The 13,291-nt window shown below is 43.0% G+C and carries 11 protein-coding genes; 7 read left to right on the top strand and 4 right to left on the bottom strand.

The window, feature by feature from the left end; genetic code table 11:
• Window positions 1–138: 138 nt before the first annotated feature.
• Entirely contained in the window at window positions 139–1,212 is a 1,074-nt protein-coding gene (locus tag ACAW87_RS24090) for a GNAT family N-acetyltransferase (protein WP_370726210.1), read from the bottom strand.
• A 251-nt stretch (window positions 1,213–1,463) separates the two neighbouring features.
• Between ACAW87_RS24090 and ACAW87_RS24085 the strand changes: the two genes are divergently transcribed.
• Both ACAW87_RS24085 and ACAW87_RS24080 read left to right on the top strand, forming a co-directional pair.
• Complete coding sequence (locus ACAW87_RS24085) at window positions 1,464–1,676, top strand: hypothetical protein (RefSeq protein WP_370726209.1); 213 nt, start codon at window positions 1,464–1,466, stop codon at window positions 1,674–1,676.
• A gap of 73 nt (window positions 1,677–1,749) precedes the next feature.
• Window positions 1,750–2,553, top strand: coding sequence for an SDR family oxidoreductase (locus ACAW87_RS24080; protein ID WP_370726208.1), 804 nt, complete (start codon window positions 1,750–1,752; stop codon window positions 2,551–2,553).
• A gap of 37 nt (window positions 2,554–2,590) precedes the next feature.
• Here ACAW87_RS24080 and ACAW87_RS24075 read toward each other — a convergent pair whose 3' ends face one another.
• The 3 genes from ACAW87_RS24075 to ACAW87_RS24065 form a co-directional block, all read right to left on the bottom strand.
• Window positions 2,591–3,805 carry a tyrosine-type recombinase/integrase gene (locus ACAW87_RS24075; RefSeq protein ID WP_370726207.1) on the bottom strand — a complete coding sequence of 405 codons (1,215 nt, stop codon included), beginning with the start codon at window positions 3,803–3,805 and terminating at the stop codon, window positions 2,591–2,593.
• A gap of 106 nt (window positions 3,806–3,911) precedes the next feature.
• The gene (locus ACAW87_RS24070) at window positions 3,912–4,403 is read right to left on the bottom strand and encodes a lipocalin family protein (RefSeq protein ID WP_370726206.1); all 492 of its coding nucleotides are present in this window, start codon (window positions 4,401–4,403) and stop codon (window positions 3,912–3,914) included.
• A 27-nt stretch (window positions 4,404–4,430) separates the two neighbouring features.
• On the bottom strand, window positions 4,431–5,402 hold the full coding sequence (locus ACAW87_RS24065; RefSeq protein WP_370726205.1) for a replication initiation protein: 972 nt from the start codon (window positions 5,400–5,402) through the stop codon (window positions 4,431–4,433).
• Between the two features lie 729 nt (window positions 5,403–6,131).
• On the opposite strand from ACAW87_RS24065, the gene ACAW87_RS24060 reads away from it, so the two are divergent.
• From ACAW87_RS24060 to ACAW87_RS24040, 5 genes are all read left to right on the top strand, one after another.
• On the top strand, window positions 6,132–6,977 hold the full coding sequence (locus tag ACAW87_RS24060; RefSeq protein ID WP_370726204.1) for a hypothetical protein: 846 nt from the start codon (window positions 6,132–6,134) through the stop codon (window positions 6,975–6,977).
• Between the two features lie 119 nt (window positions 6,978–7,096).
• Complete coding sequence (locus tag ACAW87_RS24055) at window positions 7,097–8,503, top strand: DNA cytosine methyltransferase (RefSeq protein WP_370726203.1); 1,407 nt, start codon at window positions 7,097–7,099, stop codon at window positions 8,501–8,503.
• Window positions 8,503–10,077 (top strand): ATP-binding protein, encoded by a 1,575-nt coding sequence (locus ACAW87_RS24050; protein ID WP_370726202.1) that lies wholly within the window; start codon window positions 8,503–8,505, stop codon window positions 10,075–10,077. The genes ACAW87_RS24055 and ACAW87_RS24050 overlap by 1 nt, the downstream gene beginning before the upstream one ends.
• A 2-nt stretch (window positions 10,078–10,079) precedes the next feature.
• On the top strand, window positions 10,080–12,329 hold the full coding sequence (locus tag ACAW87_RS24045) for a Z1 domain-containing protein (protein WP_370726201.1): 2,250 nt from the start codon (window positions 10,080–10,082) through the stop codon (window positions 12,327–12,329).
• Window positions 12,326–13,291 (top strand): PD-(D/E)XK motif protein, encoded by a 966-nt coding sequence (locus ACAW87_RS24040; protein WP_370726200.1) that lies wholly within the window; start codon window positions 12,326–12,328, stop codon window positions 13,289–13,291. Before ACAW87_RS24045 ends, ACAW87_RS24040 begins: the two co-directional genes overlap by 4 nt.

The raw sequence follows: 13,291 nt of genomic DNA, 5'->3' as shown, positions 1-13,291 counted from the left end.
TTGGAGAAGGGTCGGGTCAGTTTCAGCCGTGAACGTTCTAGTAAATGTTTTAACTGCGTTTCTGCTTGATTCATTGGGCGGTGGTTTACTGCTCTTTTGTATTAGCTGAATGAAGTCTTGCCAGTCGGCAAGGTTGCCTTACGAGTAGTCAAAACTGGATACGTATACGGGTTCCTTACCCAACTGAATCGCTGGGGGCAGGTCAACCGCTTTGACCATCACTTTCGTGGTTATGCCTGGTTGAAACTGGCTGAGCCAACCCATCGGCTGGCTGTTCAGCAATTGGATGAATGGATCCTTCACATCAAGCTGCCACAGGGCGGTATGCACCTTAAAATAAGCCAATACACTTTCCAGCAGGAGCGGTAACAATTCGGCCTGACCTTCCCTGAGGAAAACCCCTTCCAGGGCAACAAACGACTGGCAGGAGGGATTGAAAAAACGCCGAAGGCCGGGCATCAAGGGAGCTGCATACCGGATAAATGGACCTAGCTTTCCCGGGATGTGGACCAGTTTCCAGAGAATCGGGTTTGCCTGAACCCCGGCCAGCACACGGCCGTTTTCTTCAAGGATAAAGTAATGATTCATATAATTGATGTTCAGATAGTTCTGAAACCCGTAATCGGCATACTGACTTCGTACTAGCTGTAGAAGCTGATCTGCGTGACTTGACGAGGCAACCTTAAAGCGGGCATCCAGGCGAGGCAAGAACCGCCTGAACATGAACGTGTTGAGTTGGGCAATAGCTTCAAAGTTTTCCCGCAGTGAAGCCGCCATCGAGCGGGTATTTTTGCCCTCGATGTACGAGTAGTACAGGTAGGGGGACGACGCATTTTGGCTGATGTAGTTGAGGGCAGTTGTTTTCAGGAGCTGTCCGTACCCTTTCCCCTGGAACTGCTCAACAACGGCCAGATAACGGCCGTAATAGCCATTGATCGAAGCACCTGGAAAATGAACCGGTCGTTTATCCAGACAGTATAACCCAATTAGCTCCTGTTGGTGGTAGAGATGAAAAAAGCAGGGATTATGCAACTGCTTTAATTTATGCTCCTGGCCAGTCTGCCGGTAGCGGATACCTTCGGTGCCGTAGGTTGTTTTCTGAAGTAAGGCCACTGCCTGACTGTCGGCGTGCGCCGATACTGTCAATGACAGAGAATCTCGCTGATAGAGAATGTTCTGCTGTGAAGCATTAAATGGGTCTGATTTTACCATGAACTACGTAGAAAGCAAATTTAAATATAGTCAATAGGTAGAGTAACTAGTTTGATTTTCCAGCACTGGTCCACCGCTCTATAAAGCACTACTATGGGTTTGTCCTTGCGAGCATACTATTCGTCCCTAAATCCGCCCGACTTGGCACGGTGACCTTTAGATAAATTTATTTGTACGTAAAATTGCTATTCACTTGTAGCTATGAATTGTTCGACTGTGTTGATAATGGGCTACAAAAGCAGTACCGAAGTATGCACGTTTCTGGATCGACTTACCTGTTTACGGTAGCCTCTTTACGTCAATTATCGCATGATATGGATACGCCCAGTTTTGCGCCCACTGCTGCTCAGAAAGTAATTTTTGAGCAGGCACTGAGAATCCTTGATCTGGAGTTAAGCCTTCAGGCTGCTGAGAATCCTGATCTTTTGATTGCCTATGATCGATGGCTGGCCGCAAATCGTTAGCCTGCCTGTCAGTAAGCTTTTACTGATGAATCGGTACCGTTCCTCCTTACTTAGTAATCTCTTTAATTGTGATATGTCAAAAGTTGTTTTAATTACGGGTGCCTCGACTGGTCTCGGCGAGTCAATAGCAACCTACTTAGCCCGGCGTGGCTTTATCGTATATGGTACATCGCGTCAGGCTGGTTTGAGTAAAGACTCCGTCCACATGTTGACAATGGATGTTATTGATCCCCAAAGTATCCAGCAGGTTGTCGATCAGATTTTGCAGCAGGAGGGTCGATTAGACGTATTGATTAACAACGCAGGGTTGGGCATCGCTGGCCCCGTCGAGTTATTGTCACTCACTGATGTAGAACGGGTTTTTGACACAAACGTATTCGGCGTGATTCGAATGGTACAGTCTGCCTTGCCGATTATGCGTCAGCAGCGGTCTGGCTTGATTATTAACATAAGTTCAATTGCGGCCGAGGCAGGACTTCCCTACCGAGGTGCCTATAGTGCCAGCAAGGCGGCCGTCGAACGGTTAACTGAAGCCCTTCGGTTAGAGCTTACCCCCTTTGGTGTGCAGGTGTGCTCGGTTCAGCCGGGGGGGACGCGAACAGATATCAACAAAAACCGACTCCGGGCCACCGTGGCCGAGGAGAGTGTGTATAAAGCGACATTTGAGCGAACCTACGAACTGATCGATCAAAGCGTGAGCGAGGGCATTGAATCTAGCGTATTCGGTCCTTTAATTGAGCGTATTATCAATTCGTCACAGGTGGACCGCTTATACCGGGTTGGTAAACCATTGGAGAAACTGTCGGTGCTGTTGAAGCAAATTTTACCGACCACTGTTTACGAACGCATGATTCGGAATCATTATAAAATGGAATAGGTGCTTGATTCATTCCGATTAAATGACTTCGTTTACACTAATCGGGCATCTGCTGAAAATACGTTTTGAGCGTCTTCTTCTTGGTATAAAACTGGGTTGTTTCTATTGTCTCGTGGCGTAAGTGCTGCTGAACATGTTCTAAGCTCACACCTTCCTCCAGTAACAACTGGCCTACCGTATGCCGTAAGCTGTGAGCCGACATGCCCGTTCGTTTCAGGCCATGCTTCTTGAGTTGCTTGTCGACGATGTATCGTATCTGATGCGTCTTCAAGTCAGCGAACAGATACTCCGCGCGTCGACCTTGCGGCAGGGGCCAACGGTCCGTTTTTTCCAAGTAGGTTTGCAGGACACCCCGACAGGCTGCGAAAAGTTTTATGGCCTTCCGGGTGCTCTTTCCTTTACCCAGTACCTGCAGCTGATGCCGCTCGAAGTCCAAATCGCCTAGCTTCAGCCGAGTTACTTCAATAGTTCTTAACCCCTCCAATCCCAATAAGACAAGGACCGCTTTATCACGCGTGGTTTCAGTATCGTTTAGGACCTGTTGCCTTTCGCAGGCTTCTAGGCTGTCTTTGTAGAACGTTCGCTCAATGGCCAGGCCACGCACGTCATTAATGTCACGCAACGCATTGAGCTGATCCTCGGTCAACTGGAGATCATCACGTCGGCGAATGCACCAGGTTGCTAACTGCTTGATGGCCGAGAGATACAGGTTAATGGTAAACGCTGAATACTGGTTATCCTTTAGTTGCTGTACGAAGTCAGAAACCACCATGCCACTCAATGAAGCTGATTGGCCCAATGAATGCTGTTCGTCAGTGTAGATGAAGAAAGCGTTGAGCGCCTTGGTATAGGTTTCTTTGGATCGATCGCCGCGCAGGCTTTTCGCTTCGCGAATGAAGCGTAATATTAATTGATTGGCTGCGGGTGGGATTTTAGTGGTTTTGGGGTCGGCCACAACAGTAGGACAACCGATGGCCTGATAAAATAATAGGAACTTACGGATGGGTGATACCCTATTGGGTGGCAGTGTTGCCGTGAACCGGGCAACACTCAATCCGTCGATGCCAAATCCTTTCTTCAAACAAAAGTCTACGTAAGCCCTGGCGTGACGAGGATAATTGCTTGATTTAGGAAGTTCAGCCCCGAAATAGCGAATTAACTGGCTGACGGTGTATCGGGTAATTATTTTGCTGACAGCTTGGTCCGCTTTAGTGTCTTCAGGAGTCGGTATGCGAATAGGTGTATTGGCCATAGACTGCAAGATGTGAAAATCGATTTATTTCACCAATTCTCGCAAAAGATAATTTACAAGACGGTGAAACAGATTAATTCTGTTCGAGTGTCTTGTGACGGCTAACTCACCGCTTTGACAACTTGATCGTATACAAATGAGTTTTCCCGTCAAACGGGGAGTTGTACTCCGTTCGTTGCCACACCATAGTGTGCGGGCTTTGTTCCGTCACGGTGTAGGACAGCGCATCGTAATTACCCTCTACGCGTAGTTGTCGACCGGTTGTACGCCAGTTCGCTGAGGTAAATCCGAAAAGGTTGTTCAACCTATTCTGACAATCCGCCGAGGTTGTGAGCTGTAATGCGCCGTCGGCCGCAAATTCGTACCGGGTTGGGCCGACACAATCTTTACCAATGTTTTGCTGATATAGCTGGAGAACATCCGTGGTAGTCCCATATGTGGGGGAGGTAACCGCAGGATCAGCCGTAATTGTGGTAATCTGCCAACTACCGACTATCTGTGCGGAGTCGATTGCTGGCCCGGCATTCTCTTTTGAACAACCGGCTAGCAGAAGCAAACACAACAGCGTGCTGGCTTTTGGCAGTGTCAATCGTATCATAATCGTTGAGTACTAAATTCACTTAACTCACTTGGTAGCCGCAGCTTTCGGTTTTTTAAATAAGATGCCGGCGATGTACCTGGTTGGATTCGTCTTTACATCAATGAACCCTTTTTGGATCAACACGTCGAGCCGAATAAATTCTTGTAGCAGATTCTCATTACTAATGATTTCACGTATTTGGGCACTGGTAAATCGGTAATGTTGTAACAGAACTTGGGACGCTTTACTCTGAAGCTCTTCAGTCGGTTGAGCATACACCATGTCCATTTCCTCATTGAAGGCATCAAACGCTTTGTTGTCTTTACGAGACTGCCTCTTTATCGTAAAAATCAGCGTGGTGATAAAGCGGCCTTCTCTCTTTTCGGTGACGAAAACTTCGATATCCGTCTTCTGGTTGATTTCTTCCATCGCCCGAGCCAGTACGGTCTGCTTGAAATTTGACCAGCGAACATACTGTTGGGCGTCGAGGATGTCTTTCAAATCTGTAACGCTAACCCGCCAGATGCCTGTATCGAGGAACTTACAGAGTCTCGTATATAGATTCTGAGCATACTGGCTATTAAGAGACAAGGCTGCTTGGAGTTGGAGCTTGGTATACCCCTTACTTAAGTCAATCATGTACGGTACCAAGTGCTTATTAACCTCAACCGTTAATACACCTTTACTGTAGCGAGCCATTGGAAAAACGACTACTGAGGTAAACTCGTGCTGCGCAGGGGAATCAAGGTAGAGTTGCCTGGATGTAAGTCGCTGAGCAACCCGCTTGTAAGTTGAGTAATTTACTTCGGACGACGAGTTCGGTAACTGTAGATCAGTAATGGGAATTTTGAATGCCGGAAATTCACTTGGAAGGGTTTCGACTTCAGCGGGCCTCAAGATCTGGAGCTGCTTAATGTGCCTGAGTATCAGCCAATACACTCGTCTTTCTAATAAGTCGAAATTATTTCGAGACAATAATAGCCGGAGTGGCTCTTGGATATGGACGAGTTCTCCCATGTTATTCTCTAGTAAGTCTAGCTCAAAAATATGAATATTCGCTATCAAAGCAATATGAAAAGCACCTATCTTGCTTTACGGTACCCCGTAAACCTACTTTTGTATTGCTTTATTTAGCTATATATCTGATTATGAATATTTTGCATTTATTTGGTTTTACCAACTGCACTTATCGAAATTTAACGGACAATATGTGTAACATATTGTTATCAGTTATTAAAAATGACAAGTATATAATTAATTGGAATTCATATTTAAAGCATCATGACTGTATATCCTTCTTGCTTTAAACCTACTTCTATCTTGCTCAAATCTACTTCCATCTTGCTTAAAAGGTCAATTGTGGATACTTCTGTCTTGCCTGAACCTACTTTCATCTTGCCTAAACCTATCTCTATCTTGCCTAAACCTACTTATATCTTGCCTAAACCTACTTATATCTTGCTTTGTGCTAATCAAAACCATCGCAACTAGTTGTCCCACAGAGAGATAACCATTTAGAAAACTGCCTACAAGTATCAAATAATCAAGTTTTCAATTTCAGAACAATTAAAAAAAAGAAACAAGTTGTAATTGATCAAAAGGGTATTGAGGTAGTAGGTCTGTCCATGAGTTTGGGATCAAATTTTTAAATCAATAATTGAAAAAGTATGTCCTAAAAATTAGTTTTACTCTCAGGGTAAAATAAAGCATCGTTTATCTTTACAATAATATGACTGTTCACCCGCTGTGAAGAAGAAGACAAAATTTACGGAAAAGGAATATCAGTACTTACTCACAGGCTTATCCGAGCAAATTACTAAAGTTCCAAAGCTGAGACCCAACCGAGATGAATGGGACATAGAGGGTAACTGGCAAGAATGTGGCGATATTCACTTTGTCGACAGTAAATACATGGCCGGGTTCGCCATTTGGCGGGATTTCGGATGCAAAACCGTGAAACTAATCAACTATGGCCGACCAGCTGTACGCATGAGTTTCTTTAGTAAGCATAAATATTGGCTCAAAAAGCCGCATGACCTCACCGAAGAAGAGCGCGATGAACACATTAATGACTACCTCAATGGCTTGTCATTATCGATTAATCAACTCCAGAACAAAATAGATCATTTGCCGCCACTGGCCCAGGCTGAATCTCGTCGCAAAATATATGATGCCCAACAGGAGATAGAAGCTTGGCAGCAGGTTCAGCAACAATCAGCTCAATATGAGTTGGCCGTTTCAACCTACCAACGGGGTTATGCCTATTTGTACATAAGCTACAAATACTTATTGCCAACGGGAGAGTATGATAATACTTCAGAGCATTTGCTACACCATATTCGTGATCGGGTCGGTAACATCACCCAAAGTAAACAAAACGTTATTTTTGTCAACATGACAGAAATAAATCGGGTACACCCCCAGCAGAATAAGGAGATTGAGAATTACCTGAATCGGTTTTCGCTCAAGAGCACATCAGGACCCAAGTGGCTTTATGCTCGGCCAAGACCCGAGTTAGAGAGCCAGGCAGCTTTCGGTCTGCTAACGCCAACGAATGATCAGGCCCAGTTAGACATATTTGATGAACCCTGAAAAATATTAAGTATTAAATATTATGTAATTAGTTACTTATATAAACAAACAAATGATACACCTCAGTCATTTTACTAAAATTCCGCTAAATTAAAGCTTTTTAAGTAAAGGTTTCCCCAATGCACCAACAGACTGTTGATACTATCATACCTACTAATCATATCCTTGGGACTACTGAATCTGAATCGTTACGATTTATTGATTTATTTGCGGGATTAGGAGGATTTCATTTAGCCCTTTCAAATCTTAAGGGTGTTCAATTCGATTGCGTATTTGCTAGTGAGTTAGACCCCATACTTCGTAATCTCTATAAAATCAACTATAACGTTGATTGCCAAGGAGATATACGTAAAATTGTAAGAGATTCGTTAGATATAGTTCCCGATCATAACCTACTTTGTGCTGGATTTCCTTGCCAACCCTTCTCTAAAGCTGGTAAGCAAGCAGGAATGAAAGATGCGAGTCGCGGTACTTTGTTCGATGAGATAGTTGCAATTTTAGATGCTAAAAAGCCCAAGTACTTTATTTTAGAAAATGTACAGTTTATTCGCCAGCACGACAATAAACTGACCTGGAAGTACATGGAAAGAAAACTTCGAGGACTTGGCTACGACGTTCGTAATGAAACTTTCTCCCCTCAAGACTTTAGCATTCCCCAGCATCGTAATCGCATCTTTATTGTTGGCAAATTTGGTGAAGACAGCCTAAAGAATTTCCAATGGATGAAGAAGCAAAAACGGAAAAGCTTTGATGTACGTGAGTTTATCGATGATCACCCCTCCACTTTTAAGCCAATTGGTAAGGCAGAAAAGCAGTGTTTAGATCTTTGGCAGGCATTTATCGATTCAATTCCTCCGTCAATCAAACTTCCTGGCTTTCCCATCTGGAGCATGGAGTTTGGCGCTACCTATCCTTTTGAAGGACCTTATCCTTTCCAATTGACTTCAGAAGAGTTAGCTCAATTTGCAGGAAACTTTGGTAAAAGTTTAGCTGGTCTGACATCTGAGCAGCAACTTATCAACTTACCAAGCTATGCCCGAGTAAAAGCTAAATTTCCTGATTGGAAGAAAAGTTTTATACGCCGAAATCGACAGTTCTATCAGGATAACAAAAGTTATATTCATGATACCGTACAGAGTATAGCAGAATATAACTCCCAAAGCTGGCAGAAGTTGGAATGGAACGTCGGCCAGGATAAAAGAGATATTAGAAGTTATATTCTCCAATTCAGAGCCTCAGGAATTCGTGTTAAAAAGCCGGATTTTTTCCCATCTCTAGTTTGTACTAACACCCAAACACCGATTATTGGCTGGCAGAATCGATACATTACTCGTCAAGAAGGTGCTAGGCTACAATCAATATCAGGTATTGAGCTACCGACAAACGACAATGCTTGCTTTAAAGCACTTGGTAATGCGGTCAATGTCAGTATAGTGCAAATGATTGCTGAAAGGCTTATCGATGAAGTCCCCAAAATAAACGAAGTGGAAAACAATCACACCAACCAACTAAGCCTTTTCAACTAGTGAATGATACCATTAAGAAACAGACGGTAAATATTAGTCCTGGAGTGGCGATACTATCCATCCTAAAATACATTGAATACGAGCATTGGTTTGCCATCTCTGAATTTATTGATAATGCAATTGATAGCTACTTGAAGAACAAGGTATTACTGCATCATACAGAAGGTGAAAACTATCAACTTGAAGTGTCTATTGAGATAGATAGCGATAATAACAAGATTGTTATCCGTGATAATGCAGCAGGTATCGCCGAGAAAGATTTTGCGCGTGCTTTTCGTGCTGCTGAACGGCCACCCGACAATTCTCAACTCTCCGAGTTTGGCATGGGAATGAAAACGGCGGCTTGCTGGTACTCGGACTACTGGACCGTTAGGACCACTGCATTAGGTGAGCCCACTGTGAAGACGGTTCGGTTCGATATGCGTAAGATTTACCATGATAACCTCAGCGAGTTAGAATTCATACCTGAGCCCGCTTCCGCCAATATTCATTATACCGTGATAGAACTGACAGAGGTCTTCAGACTTCCAAGAGGCTCTTCTACTTTAATGAAAATCAAACGTCATCTAGAAAGCATTTACCGTGAATTTACTCGAAATGGTATACTTAGGCTAAAATTCAATGGTGATTACCTAGAATTTGAGTCTCCCAAAATTTTAACTGCACCTATTTATTCTGACAAGAATTCTCCACCCATTCTTTGGCGTCGGGATATAAGCTTTGATGTTGAAGAAGGACTTAGCGTTCATGGGTTTGTTGCTATAAGACAAGAGGGAGCGACATCAGAAGCGGGATTAGCACTGTTCAGAAGAGGCCGTGTTATTCAAGGTACCTCTTACGAACAAAACTTTCGTCCAGAAATTATTTTCGGAAAATCCAATAGCTTTCGATCTCAGCGCGTTTTTGGCGAATTACATCTAGATGGCTTTCAAGTAACCTTTACAAAAAAAGCTTTTCAAGCGGACGAGAATATGGAAATCTTCTTGCAGCTACTGCACGAAGAACTTAGCGCCAGTTCCTTTCCTTTGCTGAAGCAGGCTGAAAACTATAGATCTAGAGCATCTGAAGTTAATTATGCAAAAATGGCCACGCCAGTACTTCGTTCTACTGTGGTCGACCTAAGTAATAAACTTCCGGCTGCGGTGAATAAGCTTAGGACAGCAAATCCTTTACCTTTTCTTGATCCTAATAAGGAAACTCCATTACCAATACTACCGTCTAATAAATCAGTTCATGAAGTTTTCACCATTCATTTTAATAATCTTGATTGGGAAATATCGATTGAGCTTTCTTATGACATCTCAGTTGAATTGATGTATGAAGTCAGTGACGTATTTATTCCAAACAAAACGCCCAATAGCTCAACAAGGCAGGTTGGTATCCGGCTATCGCTAACTCATCCCTTTATGGTTCAACACATTGATACAGACAAAACAAAACTCGAGCCGGTGTTACGTATGGTCGCTGCTTTAGGTTTGTCTGAAGTTGTCGCAAAAGAAAGCGGAGCGGCAAGCCAGCGAGAAATTCGCCGGAATTTTAACCAACTAATTAACCACCTTACCTTGAATAATTAACTGTGGAACGAATAGAACCTTTTCAAACTGCTCCAATACAATGGTCCCCTGTGGTGGGGCAGGAAACTCTTGACCTTTTACGATTCAAAGGTTTTGCTGACTCAAGTGGCATGCTTTCCGTTGCGGGGCAAATGATTGAACAAGAAGCCGTTCGAATTATGGCCTCCTGTGGTAATCCAAGTTCACCAGAGAACAGAGAGACAGGTTTAGTTCTTGGTTACGTTCAAAGTGGAAAAACTCTTTCCTTTACTACGCTTACAGCGCTGGCTCGCGATAACGCCTACCAAATTGTTATCATTATTGCTGGTACCTCTACTCCACTATTAGAGCAATCGACTGACAGGATTCGTAAAGATCTACGGCTTGATGATCGTACGGATCGCAAATGGATTCCTTTAAAAAACCCTGGAGAGATCGAAGACAAAAACGCCATTCGGAATGCGATTCGTCAGTGGGCTGATAATACTTACGATCGGACCAATTGTCGTACCATTTTGATAACGGTAATGAAGCATGGCCTTCGCTTAGCTAATCTCACTCGAATCTTGAGCGAACTAGAGCTTTCACATGTTCCAATTCTAATAATTGATGACGAAGGGGACCAAGCTAGTATGAATACTAGGGCAAGAGCAGCGGCACGCTCAAATGTACATATTTCTGAAAGTGAATGGAGTACTATCTATGCCCGAATTAATGAACTGAGAGATGTGCTGCCTCACCATACTTATCTCCAATATACGGCGACTCCGCAGGCTCCATTGTTTATAAATGTTATGGATCGCCTTTCTCCTAATTTTATTAAATTATTGACGCCAGGAGATGACTATACGGGAGGAATTACATTTTTTATTCAGCATCCAAACTTAGTAAGTCCTATACCTTCTAGTGATATTGGCACGCAGTCCGCCCCATTGCAAGAAGCGCCAGATTCGCTAAAAGAAGCACTTCGCATCTTCTTTATTGGTGTAGCAGCTGGGATGAAATCTGGAAGTCGAGGGAATAGATCCATGATGGTGCACCCATCCCGACTCCAAGGAGATCATAGCCGGTATTTTGGGTTTGTAAATATGATCGTTGCCAGTTGGAGAAGGCTTTTAACCTCATTAAGTACTGATGATGAAGATGATAAGCTTTCACTACTGTATGAGTTTCGACAAGCCCACCGAACACTAATGCTTTCAGTAGATGATATACCTAGCTTTGATGACCTTTCAGCGAGTAGCTTACGGCATGCAATCGAATATACACGGATTATTGAGGTAAACTCATCACGAGGAAATACACCTCAAATACCTTGGCGAGACGAGTATGGGTTTATACTAGTAGGAGGTCAGGCGATGGACCGGGGCTTTACCGTCGAAGGCCTTACGGTAACCTACATGCCAAGGGGCATTGGTACCGGCAATGTTGATACAATCCAACAACGCGCCCGTTTTTTTGGCTATAAAAGAAAATACTTGGGCTATTGCCGGGTTTATGTAGATCAGCCGACAATCAATTCATATCAAGCAATAGTAGAACATGAAGAAGACATCCGTCATCGCCTTTCCAACTTTGATGTTAACAATTTACATCTGAATGATTGGCATAGAAGAGCCGTGCTCAACGAAATGCTCAACCTCACCCGTAAAAATATTCTGTACGACGAACTAGAACGGCATTCCTTCGGTGATGAGTGGTTTACTATAAAAGCGCCACATGACACTGAGCGTTACATAGGAATTAATAGAAGCGTTTTATCTGACTATATTAGTCCTTTACGTAGTGAATTCCGACTAGATGAAGGAAATGACTTACGAACTATTGATCAACGGCATCTGACGGCTACCCTTCCACTTCAAGATTGTTTGAATCTCTTCTTAAATGAGCTAAAGTTTACGCGCGAGCGTGATTCTGCCTTATTTACCAGTTTTAAAAGCATTATGAAGATGCAGTTAGAGCAAAATCTGGATGAGCCTTGTCAAGTATATCTAATGAGTACGCAAACAACGGATGTGCAGCGATGGGAACCTAGAGAGCGTCGACTGAATAATAAAGATGAGTTACAAAACCTATTTCAAGGTAAAAACCCAAGAACAGGACCCGTCATTTATCCCGGAGATAGTGAGATAAAACAATTGGATATTATTAGTATTCAGGTTCATCTACTCTCAATAAAAGACACGTCGTACGATCAGATTCCCACTATTGCTATTTGGGTTCCTGATCGTATGAGTCGCAGCATTATTAGCCAGATTCCAACTTTGATATGACTCTTCTCAATTTGTTTTTATCCTTAGAAGAGCCAGAATTGGGTACATTTAATGCGACTAAAATCCATCCAGACTCTTCGCACCGAATTGCAAAAAACGATCAAGGGCTGCCCTGCCTACTTATTGCTTGTTATCAGGACAGTACGACATTAAGTAATATTAGTTTAAAGTATTTAAAGGTACAAAACCAAGTATCCTGCCGAATCATTGACGAGAATTTTGCCGTTCAGCAAATCTTCACAGTGGTTCGGTTTGAGGGTCGAGAGTGGTTACTTCAGGAGTATTTTCTGCGGATTAGTGAGTCGATAGTTGCCACATTACCTAATTCTCCTAGCGGAAGTGAAATAACCCAGATTATTTATCGATATATTGAGGTTCTAAGGCAATTAACAGAAGCTCCTAAAAAATCAGTACAAGGGCTGTGGGCAGAACTTTTAGTAATATTGGAGAGCCAAAACATTGAAAAAATGCTGGATTGGTGGCATAACCTACCTGAGGATCGGTATGATTTTAACGCATCAGGGCTAAAATATGAGGTTAAAAGTTCTAGTGGTAATGAAAGAATTCACCATTTTTCGGCTGAACAACTTAGCTTAGCTAACCATCAGATAATTATAATATCCGTCCTAATGCGTATAGCATCGAGCGGAATTTCAATTGGCGATCTCAGGGAGCGAATTATTCAAAGGATAGTTGGTAATCTTTCACTTATACGAAAACTTGATATAGTAATCGCTAAGACGCTAGGCAACTCGGTTGAAGGTGCTTATGAAATTTCGTATGATTTTAATTGGGCTAAAAATTCTATTCGTTGCTATCTGGCCGAAACTGTACCAAGGATTAACTTTGAAACTATCCCTATTGGTGTAAGTGATGTACGATTTAGAGCAGACCTAAACTTTGCTAGTGAGCAATCATATAATCTCGATTACCTACAAAGTTCAGTGTCAAATGCTTCGTAA

Source organism: Fibrella aquatica (genome assembly GCF_041321135.1).
GTDB lineage: Bacteria > Bacteroidota > Bacteroidia > Cytophagales > Spirosomataceae > Fibrella > Fibrella aquatica.
Note: the sequence above shows the minus strand (reverse complement) of the source record. Positions and strands in the feature narration are given on the sequence as shown.